The following is a 16,997-nucleotide window of genomic DNA, read 5'->3' on the forward strand; positions in this document are numbered from 1 at the left end:
ATTAAAGGATTTATAATTTATGCACTTTACCGTGATCGCACGTGTGCTGGGCATTCTGTTGATGCTATTCAGTCTCACCATGCTGCCTCCCATGCTGGTGTCGATGTGGTACAACGACAATGCCACTCAGGCCTTTGCCACCGCCTTGCTGCTGATTTTTGGACTGGGATTTTTTTGCTGGTTACCTGTGCGTAAGGTCCGCCAGGACCTACGCACCCGAGACGGCTTCTTAATCACAGTGTTGTTCTGGCTGGTCTTGTCTCTTACTGGCTCCTTTCCGTTTATGCTGGCCGATAATCCCAGCTTAAGCTTTACCGATGCCTTTTTTGAGTCTTTATCGGGCTGGACGACCACGGGTGCCACCGTCATCACCGGGATCGAGCATCTGCCCAAGTCCATTTTATGGTACCGCCAGCAACTGCAATGGCTAGGCGGTATGGGCATTATCGTATTGGCGGTCGCTATCTTGCCGATGCTAGGCATTGGTGGCATGCAGCTATTTCGGGCGGAGACGCCAGGGCCAATCAAGGATTCCAAACTCACCCCACGCATAGCAGAAACCGCGAAGGCACTGTGGAACATCTATTTGATGCTCACCATCAGTTGCGCCAGTGCGTATTGGTTTGCCGGAATGGATGCCTTTGACGCCGTTGCTCACAGCTTTGCTACCGTCGCCATCGGCGGTTTTTCGACTTACGACGCCAGCATTGGTCATTTTGATAGCGCAGCCATCGAAATGATCGCCGTGGTGTTTATGCTGATATCCGCGCTTAACTTCGGTTTGCATTTTTTTGCTTGGCATAACAAAACCCAAGCTCTGGTGCACTATATGCGCGACTCCGAGCTGAAATTTTTCTTCTTTGTGATTGCCGGTGGCATTGTGCTGACGGTGCCAGCCCTGTACCTGACCGACACCTATGGCTGGCTTGAGTCGCTACGCTACGGCGTGTTTGAGGTGGTTTCCGTCGCCACCACCACAGGCTTTGGCACCTCAGACTTTTCTGTTTGGCCCATTTTCTTGCCGGTGCTGCTGTTTATGATGGCCTTTATTGGCGGCTGTGCAGGCTCCACTGGCGGTGGTATGAAGGCCATTCGAGTACTGCTGATTCATAAACAGGGGGTGCGTGAAATCCGCCGCTTGATTCACCCCAATGCCATCATTCCGGTCAAACTGGGCAATGCGCCAGTGAATGAGCGCGTATTAGAAGCCGTTTGGGGCTTTTTTGCCCTCTACGTCATCACCTATCTAGTGATGATGCTGGCGTTGCTGGCCACCGGCCTTGACCACGTCACCGCCTTTTCTGCCGTCGGTGCCTGCCTGAACAACCTCGGCCCAGGACTGGGCGACGTGGCAGCTCACTACGGCGATATTACCGACGCCGCCAAGTGGATTTTATCTCTGACTATGCTGTTAGGGCGGTTAGAAATTTTCACCCTGTTGGTACTGATCAGCCCAGCGTTCTGGCGGAGCTAGCCTATGACAGATTCACTGCACGATCCGGCCTTTGTAAGCCAAGTACGCACACAAATGCTGGCATTTGCGCGCTCGCAGTTAAATCACGAGCAGGAAGCTGAAGATGCGGTGCAAGAAGCACTGGCCGGCGCCTTTAAAAACGCCGAACGCTTTGCCCACAAGGCAGCGCTAAAAACCTGGATATTTACTATCTTGCGCAACAAGATTTCCGACCTGTTGCGCAAACGTTATCGCAATCTAGAAAGTGACTCGTACGATGAGTGTAATGAATGCGGTGATGGCGACGACTCATGGTTTGATCAGCGCGGACATTGGCATAGCGAACGCAAGCCTGGAGCTTGGAGTGGCACCGACCAGCAAGCATTAAGCGATGATTTCTGGCGCGTGTTTGACCATTGCCTGAATCATCTTCCCGCCGATCAAGGGCGCGTCTTTATGATGCGAGAGATGCTGGAACTCACCAGTCAGGAGATTTGCCACAACCTGGCACTGACCACCAGCAATGTACACGTGCTGCTACACCGCGCTCGCTTGCGACTGCGCGAGTGCTTAAGCAGCCAATGGTTTGAAGGGGAGCGACATGCTGAACTGTGAACAAGCCACACGATTGCAATCGGACGCCATGGAGCGGCCGTTATCTGTGCGCGAGAAAATGGCGCTTAAGATGCACACCGCCATCTGCAGCGCCTGCCGCCAATTCGGTCGCCAGGTCGTTACCTTGCGTGACCTTACCCGCCAATATCGCGACCAGCCCGAGCAAAAAGACTAGGGCCTAACATTTTTTAGCTCCTTGCTGCTGGAAGTCCGTTTTTTCTTGAGTAAGGCATGAGGAGTGTGAACCAGCGCACAGCGCCCCACCAACGGCTGAAATTTTTTCCTATCTGTTGTAATGAATTGACCATCGCCGCGACAAAGGCAGTACGCAGGCTAAGCTGCGCTCTTGAGCCCTTGCTCAACCCGTTAATTCAACTGATGAGAACGCCTTATGAAAAAGTCATTCAAGCCCGTATCTGCCTCTTTAACCGCCGCTTTTTTGCTGAGTGCCGCCGCAGCCAGCCAAGCCGCCAGCGCACCTTCGCAAGCAGACAACCCGTTTGCATCACAAACTCTGAGCCAGGGCTATCAATTAGCCGGTAAGCACGGCGAAGGTAAGTGCGGCGAAGGCAAGTGCGGTGGCAAAGCCGAGTCAGAAGGTAAATGCGGCGAAGGCAAGTGCGGTGGCAAAGCCGAGTCGGAAGGTAAATGCGGCGAAGGCAAATGCGGTGGCAAAGCCGAGTCGGAAGGTAAATGCGGCGAAGGCAAATGTGGTGGCAAAGCCGAATCAGAAGGCAAATGTGGTGAAGGTAAATGCGGCGGTAACAGCTAAGCCTTCATCGATTGAGGGGAGTTTTCTCCCCTGATTTCTACGCCACTGGAGCATTACATGCGCACATTGTTAGACCTTTACCAACCTGCTCATCACGCACTGCAACGCACCAGCGTAGCCGATGGGCTGGCCCCCTTGTTATTACGCCTATATCTCGCTCCAGTGATGCTGCAAGCCGGCTGGAATAAGCTCGATCACTTTGAAGACACAGCCGCCTGGTTTGGCAACTCTGAGTGGGGATTAGGTTTGCCTGCTCCCGAGTTGCTGGCGGGCTTAGCGGCTGGAACTGAATTCTTCGGTGGCGTGCTATTACTGCTAGGTCTAGCAATACGTTGGATTAGTATTCCATTGATGATCACTATGGTGATTGCGGCCGTCACAGTCCACTGGCCTAACGGCTGGCTGGCCATTGCCGACGCCAGTAGCTGGCTGGCCAATGACAGAGTATTGGAAGCAGCCGAGCGACTGCAACGAGCCAAATCCATTTTGCAACAGCACGGTAACTATTCCTGGCTGACCGGACGTGGTTCCGTAGTGATACTAAATAACGGTATCGAGTTTGCTGCCACCTATTTCATTATGCTGCTGAGCTTGTTTTTCACCGGCGGCGGTCGCTACACCAGCATGGATTACTGGCTGGCACGACGTTTCACTCTGTTACCCGACAGCCAGCGCTAAGCTGGCTGATGGGCTGAGTTTGTCAACGGATTCCCGCTGCCCGATAGGGGTTTTTGCCGCCGTTGGGCTGGCGCTTAAAGCGCTTATAGGTCCACTGGTATTGCTCCGGAGCCTGCTCCACGCAAGCCTCAATCGCTGCATTCAACGCGCCCGCCGATACCACAGGATCGCTATCGTAAATAGCATCATCTGGTTTAACAAAGTGGATATCAAAACCTTCACCGTTGGGCAGGCGGCGACTAAAGCCACATAAAGCTACTGCATCACTGCGCTGTAGCAGCTCATGGCACAGCTTTGGTGTCAGTGTCTCTTGGCCCATAAAGGGAGCAAACACACCGCTACGAGCACGTGGCTCTTGATCGGGCAAGATGCCAACGAATGCACCGCGCTTTATCGCCTTAAACAACTCTTTGACCCCACCCGATGTGGTCGGTACCAAGCGAATGCCAGTTTTACTGCGACTGCTCAGCATCCATTCGTCCAACACCGGATCTTTGGCGGGACGGTACATGGCTACCACGTCTGTTTGGGAGGTGATGTAGTGGTTAAGTATTTCCCAGTTGCCCAAATGTGGCACGCAAAACAGCACTCCCTTCTGGGCTGCCAACGCCTCATGTAATAGTTCGATATTGTGCACCTTACGCACCAGAGCTAGGCCTTTGTCTGGGCTGGCTCCCCACAGCACCCCCATTTCCATCGATACTATGCCAGTGTGACGCAGACTTTCTCGCCACAGCTGCTGTCGCTCCTGTTCGGGTAACTGCGGATATACCATCTGCAAATTCAGCCGTGCGACTTCACGCGAGCGATTGCGATACCAGCCCATTATTACGCCAATAGCCGCCCCTAAACGCTGGGCCCATGGCAAGGGGATACGGCCGCTCAGCTTAAGAATTGCAACAATAAAATGACCCATACTGACACCTTTAACGTCGGGAAACGGCAGTGTACGCAACCTGTTCAGACAGGCAAGGACCAGCAGCACGGATGAAGGCCTCTGCTAGACTGAAATGACCAAATAAGCGGCGGCCCTATGATCAATCTGGAAACCGAACTGGCATCGAAGCGCATCCTGATTGTCGATGATCTGGTAGAGGCGCGCACCTCTTTGAAAAAAATGATGAACGTGATCGGCGGTAGCCATATCGATACCGCTGTCGATGGCAATGAGGCTATGAATTACTTGCGCGAGTTTGACTATGACATGGTGCTGTCCGACTACAACCTGGGCAAAGGCAAAGACGGTCAACAGATTTTGGAAGAGGCGCGCTATACCCAACGCTTACGAGCAACCGCCTTGTTCGTTATGGTGACGGGAGAAAATGCCGTAGACATGGTCATGGGTGCCCTCGAGTATGACCCCGATGCCTACCTTACCAAACCCTTTACCCTCAATATGCTGCAGGAACGCCTGGCGCGTATCCTCAACATTAAATCTCACTTGTACGACGTGAACCATGCCATTGATGAAAAACGTATCAGTGATGCCATACGGCACAGTGAGCAATTACTGAGCAAAAAACCTAAACTCATTATGCCGCTGACCCGGATTCTTGGTCGTTTATATATGCAGCAACACCAGTATGACGACGCCATACGGGTGTATTCAGATCTACTTAATATTCGCTCGGTTGCTTGGGCACGCTTAGGGCAAGCCATTTGCATGCACCACTTAGGTGATTCCCACGGTGCCATGGCGCAGCTAAAGCAAACTCTGGTTAAGCACCCATTATATGTGCAGTGTTATGACTGGCTTGCACGCATTATGCTGGAACTGGAGCAACCCGCCGAGGCCCAGCAGTTTTTGCAAAAAGCCGTGGGTATATCTCCCAAAGCCGTGCGCCGACAAATGGAGCTGGGCCAACTAGCAACAGCCAATGAAGACTTTGCTACCGCAGAGGTTGCTTTTGAAGCTGCGGTAAGGCTCGGTCGCCATTCCTGCTATAAAAATTCAGATAACTATATACAGTTTGCCAAGGCTGTGCAGGGCCGAATACAAGAAAATGGCGGCCGCGACAGCCGCCTGCGCGCAGATAAAGTAATGCGTTATGTCGAAGAGCTACGGCAGGATTATGCGGGTCAATCCGGTGTGATGTTTGATACCAGCATTATTGAAGGAAAAACGTTCCAGCGCATGGGTCAAGCTGATAAAGCCCGAAGGTCGGCTGACCACGCTGAAGAAATACTCAATAAAATGGAAGACCCCAGCGTTGATCAACAACTGCAAATGACTGAGGCTTATATTCAGACCGACCAACATATCAAAGCGAAAAAACTGTTAAAGGTTATTCAAGAGCGCGACTGCAACGAAGAGTCTGTACAAAAAGAGTGGGAGCGCCTGCAGGAAACGCTAAATCAAATCAAGGTACGCCAATACACCACTGAGCTGAATGCCAAAGGCGTTGAGTGCTACGAAAAAGGGCTATATGAACAGGCCGTTGAGGCCTTTGATGAAGCCACTGACTTTGATGAGGCTGGCATCAGTGTCATGTTAAATTCAATTCAAGCCAAAATCAGTTATATGGAAGAAAAAGATATTCGGGTCGCGTACTTAAAGGATTGCCACGCACTATTTAAACGCATAGGCCATATAGGTGAAAGCGACGAGCGTTTTCCTCGATATGATCGTTTAAGAAAAACCTACACTCGCCTTAAACGAGCGGCGGGATTATGAAATTTGATCAACTTGTGGCTGCAGTTATTCACGACCTCAAAAATCAATTGCAGTCCTTGCTTGATTGTGAGCGCGATGCTTTAGAAAATATTCCATCAGAGTTTCACTCTTTGTTACAGCCAGTTTTACAGCGAACTAACCGGCTTAAAAATGACACGTTGAAATTGCTGAGCTTATATAAGCTAGACGATATTAACCAATTCCCTCTCGATGATGCTTGGCCTTACGACACGATCAATGACGCTATAGAAGCAACATCACTGCAGTATCCCGGCATAACATTTAAAAATCAGGTAGACGAGCAATGTCAGGGGTTTTATAGCGATACACTGATTCATCTCGCTCTAATTACCATAATCACCAATAGCGCCCAAGCCGGTGCGTCGGAAATTATATTCCGAGCTGACGATAGCGATGGGCTAAAGCTCATTGTCGAAGATAATGGCCCGGGCTTTCCTCCTGAAGTGCTGCAAGGTGATTGGAAAAGTCAAAAGCAGGATGGGACCGGCCTTGGCCTGTACTTTGTTGATCTAATCGCAAAACACCATGGGTCGGAGCAACAGACGGGCCTGCTTGTGCTCAAAAATTGTTCCATTGGCGCTCACGTGGCGATTAACCTACCCTAGAATCTTCAGGTTATTGCAAATTCTTCACAGACAAGATTGACCTTAATCATACCTACTACCATCATCCGCCGCCTTATTTCAGATTGTGGTAATCGTAATGCTCCGCTGCAAAAAAATAACTCTGCCGCTGTTAAGTGCTGCTCTTATTTCCGCCTGTGGTGGCGCTGATGATAAAAAAGATAACAATGACGACACCAACAGCAATTTTCAGTTTAGTCATACAGAGATTTCTAACCTAAAACCTGGGCAAACGTTATCGAATAGCTTACGTAGCACTAACGCGGAAAGTGTGACGTACTCTTCCTCTAATCCAAGTGTCGCCAGCGTAACTGATAGCGGCGTTGTAACCGCAGCACAACCAGGTAAAACGACTATTACAGCAAGCAATGGCGTTGATTCTGCACAGTGGCCGATAATCGTGGATCATGAATACCGCATTAAAGCTTGGATAGGTGAGCACTATTCACAGCTATTCTTGGGTGATTTACCCGCCGGTGCTCAGGTATTGGCTTCAAATAACAGAGACTGCAGTATCAGTGACGGCCAATCATGTGGAGAGTGGCTAGATCCCAGCCAGCAATGGATTCAAGACGATCAGCTCACCCTGTCTCAGCATCGCTACTACACCATTAAAGTGGGTGAGACGGAAAAAACCATCAGTTTCTCCAACGACTTACCAGATCCTAAATTAGTATTCAATTTGAACAACCGATTATGGATGGTTGATCAAGATAACAATGTCTTGGGTAGCCAACCGATTCATCTGTGGTCGTCAGATGATGGAGATAACTGGATTTTCGAACCTAGCAATTTCCCTGTTGATGAGATATCCAGCTCTCAATACGTTGTTCTAAACGATAAGATCTGGGTTTTGGCAGAGAGGGATCACTGCACTAATGGCTCCTGCTCTTCCGATAAGATTCTATTATCCTCAAGCGATGGCAGACATTGGTCAACCGATCATATTCTTCCAGACATTAAACACAGTTACTCGTTTTTCGCCGTTGGTGGCAAGTTGCTCATACTCGGCAGAACCAGTTGGGTCAGTGATGATGGTTATCAGTGGCAAGAGTATGCTGTCAATGTACCTAATGTAGATATGTATGCTGGTAATCTCGACTTCCAATTGGATTACTCCCTGGAGGAAATTAACTTTGCTGGCACAACTGGAAATGTTTCCTGGAAATATGTACCCGATATTTATGATTTTGGCTCTGATCAACGACTGGAGTCTACCCTCGATTCAGTAGACCAAGATACTGATAAAAACCGCTACCCTATGTTTATTACCAGTACCGACCCTAGCAACTGGAATACCGCATTGACCGGCCTGACCCTCTATAATTATGCTCGCTCAATCAATTATCAGGGGAAAAGCTACATTTTCGGAATCAACATCAATAATAAACCAGATTCCCGGTACGACCACTTTCACTCTTCACAATTCCCAAATACTTCAATTCCTTATATTGAGAAAGATATGCTGCCGGAATACGCTCAAGGCAGTTATCTGGCAGTCATTTTAGGAGACGGGTCTGAGGTTGTGAATGAACCCTTAAAAGGTTTCCCTCTAAATTTGCCGGGTGATAGTGATTATGCTCAGGACCACCAGGATCGTCCGATGCATATGCATGAGTTTAATGGTGAGTTAAGGGCATTTGGTGTCACCAATGAACGCTACCGGACACTTGACGGCATACACTGGCATAATGTGACGCCTGCAGTTTCCCGTTTACCTTACAGTACCAAGATTTTTAATGAGTATGCTAAATATCATGGCAAATTTTGGTTTATTTCATCCGATAAAAACAATGCCATTGCATATAGTTCTGATGATGGAATTTTCTGGACTCAACAGGTCACTAATATTCCGAAGCAGCAAATATATGGTCACACGGTTGCGACCAAAGACCATTTGTTTACCCACTTTGGATCAGAGCCAGATGCTCTTTATCGATCAGAAGATGGCATACACTGGGACAAATTTGACCTGCCACTTGGATCGAGCGCTAGAGAAATTTTCACTCTAGACAATACCTTGGTGACCTCGCTTTTGGACAATCGTAAAGATAAAACACGTACTTATTATATCAGCTCAGATGGCGAGTCATGGTCAAAGATGTTTCAGTCCAATATAACGGCAATAGACGATTTTGTATCTTTCTCCAATAAATGGATAACCATAGCTTACGATGCCAGCCGCAAATATAGCCTTTATGAGTGGACAGACAAAGGGTTAGTAAAATTCCAACCGTTTCCAGCCTCTATGCCGCGTGTACCATCAGAAATCGCGACACAGGGCCAGACACTGATTACATCGGACCAAAGCTATGGCATCGGGCGTAAAACATATTCGGCCCAGATATACAGATTGGATGCTAATGGCTGGACAAGCACTGTCAGCACGCCTGAATCTGAAGATTTTGAGCTTATGGGTGATTTCGTCTATTCCTTTGGCCACCGTCAAACCATTCGCTTTAACAGCCAGGGGGAACGCTTTGTTGGACGAGGAGCATCGCTGGTCTTTTAGTGCTGTTCGCCATCACAGGTGGCTCTGAACCTTTTGTATACAACCCTGCCACAATGCGGTTGTTGGTCAAAACTGTGCGCCCATGGTGAACCGCTGCCCGGTCGGTAGCGTCACTTGCTGCGCAGACGAATCCTGAGCCACGTAACAGCCCGCTTCCGGCGGGCTGTTATCCCGCCCCACCGCTGCTATAATCCGGCCCTTTATTTTCCATGCGCGCGCAGGCGCCAAGCCAAGGTGAACCGTTGTGAGTCAAAGCCGCCACGATATTAAAACCTTTCAGGGTCTGATCGCGGCCCTGCAGGAGTTCTGGTCCGATCAGGGCTGTGTTATCAATCAACCTCTCGATCTGGAAGTCGGTGCCGGCACTTTCCACGTGCATACCTTTTTGCGTGCGGTAGGCCCAGAGACCTGGAACTCGGCCTATGTGCAGCCCAGTCGCCGTCCTACCGACGGTCGCTACGGCGAGAACCCAAATCGCCTACAGCACTACTATCAGTTTCAGGTGGTAATGAAGCCATCGCCGCTCGATATTCAAGAAAAGTACCTCGACTCGCTGAAAGCCTTGGGTATTGATCCGCTGGTGCACGATATTCGTTTTGTCGAAGACAACTGGGAAAGCCCCACCCTGGGCGCCTGGGGCTTGGGCTGGGAAGTATGGCTCAACGGCATGGAGGTGACTCAGTTCACCTACTTCCAACAAGCCGGTGGCCTTGAGTGTTACCCCGTGACCGGTGAAATCACCTATGGTCTGGAGCGTATCGCCATGTATCTGCAAGAAGTAGACAGCGTATACGATCTGGTGTGGACCTACGGTCCAGATGGCAAAGCCGTGACCTATGGCGATGTGTTCCACCAAAACGAAGTCGAACAATCGGAGTACAACTTCGAGCACGCCGATGTCGATTTCCTGTTCCAGGCCTTTAACCAGTATGAAAAAGACTGCCTGCGTTTAATCGACGCGGGTCTGCCGCTGCCGGCCTATGAGCAAACACTGAAAGCCTCACACACCTTCAATATGCTCGATGCCCGTGGCGCTATCTCAGTCACCGAGCGTCAGGGTTATATCCTGCGTGTCCGTACCATGGCGCGCGCCGTTGCCCACGCCTACTACGACAGTCGTGCAGAAAAAGGCTTCCCGCTGGCTGAAGAATCCATTCGCCAGGAAGTGTTGGCCAAATGGCAGGCCGCCAAAGATAAAGATGCTCAGACCCAGGAGAAAAAGTAATGAGCCATAACAGCTTTTTAGTCGAACTGGGAACTGAAGAACTGCCACCGATGGCGCTGAAAGGACTGGCGCAAGCCTTTGCCGATGGCATCGTCGCGGGCCTCACTGACGCCAAGCTGGAAGTTGGCAAGGTTGAAGTATTTGCCGCTCCGCGTCGCATGGCCGTGCGCATTGCTGATCTGGCCGCTAAACAAGCCGATCAGGAAGAAACCCTGTTTGGTCCGCCAGCCAAAATCGCATACGACGCCGACGGCAATCTGACCAAAGCCGCGTTAGGTTTTGCCTCACGCGCTGGCATTGATGCCTCAGCGCTGGTGGAAGCGCCAGAATCTGAAGGCAAAAACGCTGGCAAGCTGATGATCAAACGCACCATCGCCGGCAAAAACACCGTTGAGCTGCTGCCCGAGATCGTCCAGCACAGCCTGGAGAAATTACCGATTCCTAAGCGCATGCGCTGGGGCGCGACCCGGGTTGAGTTTGTGCGCCCGGCGCAATGGCTGCTAATGCTGTTTGGCGATAAGGTGGTCGACGCTGACATGCTCGAGCTGAAATCTGGCAATACCTCACGTGGCCACCGTTTCCATGCCCCTGGTGATGTTGTGATTAGCTCACCTGAGGCCTATGAAAGCACACTGCGCCAGTCCTATGTGATGGCCAATTTTGCTGAGCGTTCTGCCTTGATCGCCGAGCAAGTAAAAGCCGCCGGCGAAAAGCTGGGCGGCGAAGCCGTTATTGAAGATGATTTGCTGGAAGAAGTCACCGCCCTCAATGAGTGGCCCGTGGCCTTGGCCGGCAGCTTTGATGAAGAATTCCTGACGGTGCCAGCCGAAGCTTTGGTGTCGTCGATGAAAGAGCACCAAAAGTACTTTCATGTAATGAAAGACGGTCAGCTGCTAAACCACTTTATTACCGTGGCCAATATCGAGTCGAAAGACCCGCAGCAAGTGATTTCCGGTAACGAAAAGGTGATTCGCCCTCGCCTGGCCGACGCCAAGTTCTTCTGGAATACCGACCGCAAGCAAAGCCTGGCCAGCCGTTTTGATAAGTTAGAAAACGTCGTTTGGGTCAACCAGCTCGGTACCATCGCCGATAAAGCCCGTCGTATATCTAACTTGGGGCAAAAAATTGCCACGGCGATGCAAGCCGATACCAGCTTGGTCGCACGCGCCGCTCAGCTGTGCAAAAACGACTTAGTGTCGCAAATGGTGTTTGAGTTTACCGACCTACAAGGCCTGGCCGGTAAATACTACGCCGAGCACGATGGTGAGCCTGCCGATGTCTGCGCGGCCATGGTTGAGCAATATATGCCTGCCTTTGCTGGCGACGAGCTACCGGCCACGGCCACCGGTACCGCCATTGCGTTGGCTGATCGACTGGACTCTTTGGTTGGCTTGTTTGGCATCGGCCAGCTGCCGACCGGCTCTAAGGACCCCTTTGCGCTGCGCCGAGCGTCTTTGGGTGTGCTACGTATTCTGGTGGAAAAAAACATCGACCTGGACTTAAGCGAGCTGCTCGATTGGGCCATCGATAACCAGTGGTCTGCCGAGCTAAAAGCCGAGACTAAAGCCACACTAACCGAGTACTTGCTGGATCGCTTTAGCGCCTGGTATCAAGACGCCAATATTCCGGCCGAAGTCTTTATGGCTGTACGCGCGTTAGGCGTGACTAAGCCGCTGGATATCGATCGTCGTGTTAAGGCCGTACACAGCTTTTATCAGCTGGAATCGGCACAAGCTCTGGCCGCCGCCAACAAGCGAGTTTCTAACATTCTGGCTAAAAACTGCAGTGATGCGGTGATCGCTGAAGTCAACACAGCGCTGCTTAACGAAGCAGCCGAACAAGCGTTAGCTGAGCAAGTGGCGGCTAAACGTGATGTCGTCACACCTATGATTGCCGCTGGTGACTATCAGCCGGCGCTTGCCGAACTGGCGGGTCTGCGCAATGTGGTTGATGCCTTTTTTGATAACGTGATGGTGATGGCCGATGATGACGCGGTCAAAAACAACCGCTTGGCACTGCTTAAGCAGCTGCAAGGTTTGTTTATTGCCATCGCTGATATCGCCCTGTTAAACCAGGGCTAACTGACTGTCTTTACTCCCCCGCCTCGCGGGGGAGTTTCTTACGATAAAGGCCTCAGTGACAAAGCACACTCTGTTAATGGTGATGATGACAACCACGTCACCCATCGTGATTCGCCTGCTCTGCCAGACTTTCCCCATGTTTTTGTTCTCTTGTAATACAAGGATCAGAAGCCTGTGAATCGCTCGTTCGAAAGCAATAAAGAACCGCTGTACAGAAGCAGTTTTTAACAGGAGACCCCATGACCCGGCTGATTATTCTCGACCGCGACGGCGTACTGAATCAAGACTCCGATGCTTACGTAAAGTCTGTCGACGAGTGGATCGCCATCGCCGGCAGCGCTGAAGCCGTCGGTCGCTTGTGTGATGCTGGCGTCACAGTAGCGGTAGCAACCAATCAGTCGGGTCTGGCGCGTGGTTATTTCGGCCTGGTCGATTTGGATGCCATGCATGAAAAAATGTGCCACTTGGCCACCCAGTATGGCGGTCATTTTGCCCATATTGCCTGGTGCCCCCATGGCCCAGACGATCACTGTGATTGCCGCAAACCCTTGCCAGGGTTAATTGAGCAAATCCGCGCAGCACTAAAACTATCCCAGGCAGATATCGATAACGCCTGGATGATCGGCGACTCTCTGCGCGATTTGCAGGCCGGCCACAGCGCCGGTTGCCATACGGCACTGGTCCGCACCGGCAAAGGCTCACAGAGCGAAGAAAAGTTGGCAAACGATGCCAGCATTGCCGACAGCCCCGTATTTGATGATCTTGCCGCCTTTGTCGATTGGTATTTGAACCATCAAACAAGCGTTTAGAAAGAGTCTTTAGCTGCCCTGGCAACGGCCAGCGGCATGGGAAGTGGTATAAATCCTGATTGGATTATACGCACCACCCGGAGGACTCATGAGATCAGATAGCGGCCTCAACGCCAGTGTAACGGCCCCTGCTGCCAGCGCGCTCGATGCCTTGCGCTCGCTGGTATTTTACCTGCTGCTAACGTTGATCACTCTGCTGTGGGCGTTGCCCAGCTTTGTCATTGGTGCTTTTCTGCCGCTTAAAACCCGCAACTTTTTTATTATGGGCATCTACTGTCGGCTGGTGATGTGGTGCGCCTGGTACGTTGCCGGGCTGCGTTGGCAGGTCGAAGGCAGTGAGAACATTCCGCAAGATGGTCGTGGCTATGTACTATTGAGCAAACACCAAAGCACCTGGGAAACCTTTTTTCTGCCCATCATTCTGGCGCCTCATGTACAGGTGGTAAAAAAAGAGCTGCTGTATTTGCCGGTGTTTGGCTGGGCACTCAACCTAATTCGGCCGATTTTTATCGACCGCAGTAAAAAAGCCAACTCTCTCAAACAAGTGGTGCAGCAAGGCGGCGAACGTTTGCGTGCCGGCATTCATGTACTGGTCTTTCCAGAAGGCACTCGGGTTGAGCCCGGCAAACGCAAAACCTTTTCCAAAGGCGGCGCCATGCTGGCCACCAAAACCGCCGCGCCCGTTATCGCCGTAGCACACAACTCAGGTGAATACTGGCCCAATCATCATTGGGTAAAACGGACTGGCACCATACATGTGGTAATCAGCAAGCCAATCGAAAGTGACGGGCTTTCCACTGCCGAGCTCAATCAGCAGGTAGAAGACTGGATCAACAGCGAGGTTGATCGCATTTCTAGCCAGCCCTTTAGCGGTGAGTACATTGCCGCCGATAACAGCGGCAAGCGCTTTTAACCTAGTGTCCTGAATAATTCTGCACAGCCCTGCACGAGCGCAGCAAGCGTTTAGAACAAGGCAGTGGGGCAGGAAATGGCTAGTCCTTTTCAACCTCACCAACGACGTTATGGAGGCCAGTGGCCCGCGCCCTTCGGGGATCGCCAGAGAACTCCAGCCCTGTGTCGACAATTGTTGAGAGCGGCAAACCGACTTCGTGATCCGAAATCCTCTGCTGATCCAGAGCGGGCACCGAATTATTCTGAGATGCCCTGCAGCGGGATATGCACAGATAGCTGCCCGCGTTCATCGATATGGCTGAAATAGGGCTGGTCGGCCAAAGTCATGGCTTGCTCGTTTAGCCAATCTCGTCCTTGTTGTTGTAACCAAACGTCCCAGATATAGCTCATCAAGGGCGCTAACTGCTGTGGCGATTTAATGCCAGTGAAACTCATATAGCTGCCGGCGGCCAAAGACCACTGCTGCCAGTCGGAGGCTGTACTGCTCAGCGGTTGCTGACATGCAATGGCTGCGGTGTAGCTCAAACAGCCGTCTAGTGAGCGCTCACTGACTACACCAAACGCAGGTTTGTTGACCGCTTCAGGCTGTAAGCGATAAAGGCGTTGCCACAAGCCGGGGATGGCGCTGCGCTGTGATGGCAATAAGGCTAACTGCACCCCTGCCAGCTGCAGCCTGGGCCATTCACAACGCTCCACAACGGGCATAGCTGGTACGTCGGTAGATGGCAGGTGCAGCTCCGTCACACAGCGCGACGGTGGTATTTCGCCCGCTTCACGTAACTGCGTCAGGCTCATGCCAAACTGTCGCCTAAAGGCACGACTAAACGCTTGCTGCGACTGATAGCCCAGAGCCAATGCTAACGGTAAAGCATCACCGCCATGCAAGAGCTGCTGAGCCGCCAGCGTTAATCGTCGAGCACGTAAATAGCCCATGGGCGTATAGCCTGTACGCTGAGCAAAGGCGCGCACCAGATGGGTGGGATGGCAATGGCAGCGAGATGCTAATTCATCTAACTGCCACGGCGATTGAAGATCGTCTTCCAGCAGAGCCAAGGCTCTGGCAACCAAGCTAGCCATAGGGTGTCTCCCTGTCTGAGAGCGGCATTATCGCCGCCTTCCACTGGCAAGGCTTGATCGCGATTAGCCGATTGCTTACAGCACCATGGCCGCCAGCCAACCCGCCGCCAATAACGGCAGGTTAAAGTGCATAAAGGTGGGAATCACAGTATCACGCATATGATTGTGCTGACCGTCGGCATTCAAACCGGCCGTTGGCCCTAAGGTCGAATCCGACGCCGGAGAACCAGCATCGCCCAGTGCACCAGCCGTGCCGATTAACGCCACAATCGCCATCGGGCTAAAGCCCAGCTGCATGCACAAAGGCACATAAATGGCAGCAATGATTGGAATAGTGGAAAACGATGAGCCAATGCCCATGGTTAACAACAGGCCCACTAACAGCAATAAAAACGCCGTCAGTGCTTTGTCGTCCCCCAACCAGCTGGCAGCACTGTTCACCAGGGTATCGATGTGGCCAGTGGTCTTGAGCACCTCAGAAAAGCCCGCCGCGGCGATCATAATAAAGCCGATGGATGCCATCATCTTAATGCCGTCGACCAGCACCCCTTCGGACTCGTTCCAGCGCACCACACCAGTGGCAGAGAACAGCATAAAGCCGGCCATGGCACCCAACACCATAGAACCGCTCCACAGTTGAGTGGCAAAGGCCAACACAATGGCGACACCCGCGACCCACAACGACTTAGCATTGTATTCACGCTCAACCTGCTCGGTGGCTTCGATTAACGACACGTCATAGTCGCGCTTGGCGCGGTAGGTAAAGGCAGCCGCAAACGCTAGACCTGCCAGCATGCCCATTGCCGGTATCGCCATGGCTCCGACCACGGACACGCCGTCAACGTCGAGGCCTGCATCCGCCACTCGACCGAGCAAGATATCGTGCAAATAAATGTTGCCAAAGCCGACTGGCAAAAACATATAAGGCGTGATTAAACCAAAGGTCAAAACACAGGCCACCAGACGCCGATCCAGCCGCAACTTAGCCATCACCAACAGTAGTGGCGGTACCAAAATCGGAATAAAGGCAATGTGAATGGGGATTAGGTTCTGTGACGATACCGCCGCGACCAACAACAGTGCCATCAGCGCGTTCTTCAGATAGCGGCTGTCGCGGCCGCCAGCTTCGCGTCCCATACGGCGCAAAATATTATCGGCCAATAGGTGTGGCAGGCCAGACATTGAAATCGCGACGGCAAAGGCACCCAATAAGGCATAGCTCAGAGCAATGCCCGCTCCGCCACCAATACCTTTGTTAAAAGCGTCGAGGGTGGCGGATATGTCCAGCCCCCCCACCAGACCGCCGACAAAGGCAGCAATGATCATAGCCAGCATCACGTGCATGCGCGCCAGACTCAAAGCCAGCATCAACACCACTGCGACAACGACAGCGTTCATAATTATTCTCCATAAAAGCGTCCGACAGTCATCGGATTAATAGCGAGCGCACATTAGCACAATCAGGCTTGCCACTGGGCCTGTGATGGTTGCGCGAATGGGCTTGTGATAATTGAGTTGAATTGTAGAGCCTTGGTAAAGACAACA

15 protein-coding genes are annotated in these 16,997 nt (G+C 51.7%); 12 read left to right on the top strand and 3 right to left on the bottom strand.

Annotated features, from left to right (window positions below):
- The first annotated feature begins 19 nt into the window (after positions 1-19).
- From AC55FS_RS01450 to AC55FS_RS01470, 5 genes are all read left to right on the top strand, one after another.
- Complete coding sequence (locus tag AC55FS_RS01450) at positions 20-1,474, top strand: TrkH family potassium uptake protein (protein WP_496934288.1); 1,455 nt, start codon at positions 20-22, stop codon at positions 1,472-1,474.
- A 3-nt stretch (positions 1,475-1,477) separates the two neighbouring features.
- Complete coding sequence (locus AC55FS_RS01455; protein WP_496934289.1) at positions 1,478-2,068, top strand: sigma-70 family RNA polymerase sigma factor; 591 nt, start codon at positions 1,478-1,480, stop codon at positions 2,066-2,068.
- A complete protein-coding gene (locus AC55FS_RS01460) occupies positions 2,055-2,243 on the top strand; it encodes a zf-HC2 domain-containing protein (RefSeq protein WP_496934290.1) in 189 nt (62 codons plus the stop codon). Before AC55FS_RS01455 ends, AC55FS_RS01460 begins: the two co-directional genes overlap by 14 nt.
- Positions 2,244-2,459: 216 nt before the next feature.
- Entirely contained in the window at positions 2,460-2,840 is a 381-nt protein-coding gene (locus AC55FS_RS01465; RefSeq protein WP_496934291.1) for an HvfA family oxazolone/thioamide-modified RiPP metallophore, read from the top strand.
- 57 nt (positions 2,841-2,897) lie between these two features.
- A complete protein-coding gene (locus AC55FS_RS01470) occupies positions 2,898-3,518 on the top strand; it encodes an HvfX family Cu-binding RiPP maturation protein (RefSeq protein ID WP_496934292.1) in 621 nt (206 codons plus the stop codon).
- Between the two features lie 22 nt (positions 3,519-3,540).
- On the opposite strand, the gene AC55FS_RS01475 is transcribed toward AC55FS_RS01470, so the two are convergent.
- Entirely contained in the window at positions 3,541-4,434 is an 894-nt protein-coding gene (locus AC55FS_RS01475) for a lysophospholipid acyltransferase family protein (protein WP_496934293.1), read from the bottom strand.
- A gap of 117 nt (positions 4,435-4,551) precedes the next feature.
- On the opposite strand from AC55FS_RS01475, the gene AC55FS_RS01480 reads away from it, so the two are divergent.
- From AC55FS_RS01480 to AC55FS_RS01510, 7 genes are all read left to right on the top strand, one after another.
- Complete coding sequence (locus AC55FS_RS01480; protein ID WP_496934294.1) at positions 4,552-6,192, top strand: response regulator; 1,641 nt, start codon at positions 4,552-4,554, stop codon at positions 6,190-6,192.
- Positions 6,189-6,818: a sensor histidine kinase gene (locus AC55FS_RS01485; RefSeq protein ID WP_496934295.1), complete on the top strand. Its 630-nt coding sequence runs from the start codon at positions 6,189-6,191 to the stop codon at positions 6,816-6,818. The genes AC55FS_RS01480 and AC55FS_RS01485 overlap by 4 nt, the downstream gene beginning before the upstream one ends.
- A gap of 97 nt (positions 6,819-6,915) precedes the next feature.
- A complete protein-coding gene (locus AC55FS_RS01490) occupies positions 6,916-9,348 on the top strand; it encodes an Ig-like domain-containing protein (RefSeq protein ID WP_496934296.1) in 2,433 nt (810 codons plus the stop codon).
- Positions 9,349-9,592: 244 nt separating this feature from the next.
- Complete coding sequence (gene glyQ, locus AC55FS_RS01495) at positions 9,593-10,573, top strand: glycine--tRNA ligase subunit alpha (RefSeq protein WP_094059181.1); 981 nt, start codon at positions 9,593-9,595, stop codon at positions 10,571-10,573.
- Positions 10,573-12,654, top strand: coding sequence for a glycine--tRNA ligase subunit beta (gene glyS / locus AC55FS_RS01500; protein WP_496934297.1), 2,082 nt, complete (start codon positions 10,573-10,575; stop codon positions 12,652-12,654). The genes glyQ and glyS overlap by 1 nt, the downstream gene beginning before the upstream one ends.
- Before the next feature lie 239 nt (positions 12,655-12,893).
- Positions 12,894-13,463, top strand: a complete 570-nt coding sequence (gmhB, locus tag AC55FS_RS01505) for a D-glycero-beta-D-manno-heptose 1,7-bisphosphate 7-phosphatase (RefSeq protein WP_496934298.1) — start codon at positions 12,894-12,896, stop codon at positions 13,461-13,463.
- Positions 13,464-13,551: 88 nt separating this feature from the next.
- The gene (locus AC55FS_RS01510) at positions 13,552-14,376 is read left to right on the top strand and encodes a lysophospholipid acyltransferase family protein (RefSeq protein WP_496934299.1); all 825 of its coding nucleotides are present in this window, start codon (positions 13,552-13,554) and stop codon (positions 14,374-14,376) included.
- A 236-nt stretch (positions 14,377-14,612) separates the two neighbouring features.
- Here AC55FS_RS01510 and AC55FS_RS01515 read toward each other — a convergent pair whose 3' ends face one another.
- Positions 14,613-15,452: an AraC family transcriptional regulator gene (locus tag AC55FS_RS01515; RefSeq protein WP_496934300.1), complete on the bottom strand. Its 840-nt coding sequence runs from the start codon at positions 15,450-15,452 to the stop codon at positions 14,613-14,615.
- Between the two features lie 75 nt (positions 15,453-15,527).
- Positions 15,528-16,850, bottom strand: coding sequence for a Na+/H+ antiporter family protein (locus AC55FS_RS01520; protein WP_496934301.1), 1,323 nt, complete (start codon positions 16,848-16,850; stop codon positions 15,528-15,530).
- Positions 16,851-16,997: the final 147 nt, after the last annotated feature.

It is taken from the genome of Bacterioplanes sp. CLAM21, from assembly GCF_059641015.1.

Bases quoted from the DNA above. Each gene is read 5' to 3' on its own strand.
- AC55FS_RS01450 (WP_496934288.1), top strand. From the start codon at position 20: ATGCACTTTACCGTGATCGCACGTGTGCTGGGCATTCTGTTGATGCTA.
- AC55FS_RS01455 (WP_496934289.1), top strand. From the start codon at position 1,478: ATGACAGATTCACTGCACGATCCGGCCTTTGTAAGCCAAGTACGCACA.
- AC55FS_RS01460 (WP_496934290.1), top strand. From the start codon at position 2,055: ATGCTGAACTGTGAACAAGCCACACGATTGCAATCGGACGCCATGGAG.
- AC55FS_RS01465 (WP_496934291.1), top strand. From the start codon at position 2,460: ATGAAAAAGTCATTCAAGCCCGTATCTGCCTCTTTAACCGCCGCTTTT.
- AC55FS_RS01470 (WP_496934292.1), top strand. From the start codon at position 2,898: ATGCGCACATTGTTAGACCTTTACCAACCTGCTCATCACGCACTGCAA.
- AC55FS_RS01475 (WP_496934293.1), bottom strand. From the start codon at position 4,434: ATGGGTCATTTTATTGTTGCAATTCTTAAGCTGAGCGGCCGTATCCCC.
- AC55FS_RS01480 (WP_496934294.1), top strand. From the start codon at position 4,552: ATGATCAATCTGGAAACCGAACTGGCATCGAAGCGCATCCTGATTGTC.
- AC55FS_RS01485 (WP_496934295.1), top strand. From the start codon at position 6,189: ATGAAATTTGATCAACTTGTGGCTGCAGTTATTCACGACCTCAAAAAT.
- AC55FS_RS01490 (WP_496934296.1), top strand. From the start codon at position 6,916: ATGCTCCGCTGCAAAAAAATAACTCTGCCGCTGTTAAGTGCTGCTCTT.
- glyS (WP_496934297.1), top strand. From the start codon at position 10,573: ATGAGCCATAACAGCTTTTTAGTCGAACTGGGAACTGAAGAACTGCCA.
- gmhB (WP_496934298.1), top strand. From the start codon at position 12,894: ATGACCCGGCTGATTATTCTCGACCGCGACGGCGTACTGAATCAAGAC.
- AC55FS_RS01510 (WP_496934299.1), top strand. From the start codon at position 13,552: ATGAGATCAGATAGCGGCCTCAACGCCAGTGTAACGGCCCCTGCTGCC.
- AC55FS_RS01515 (WP_496934300.1), bottom strand. From the start codon at position 15,452: ATGGCTAGCTTGGTTGCCAGAGCCTTGGCTCTGCTGGAAGACGATCTT.
- AC55FS_RS01520 (WP_496934301.1), bottom strand. From the start codon at position 16,850: ATGAACGCTGTCGTTGTCGCAGTGGTGTTGATGCTGGCTTTGAGTCTG.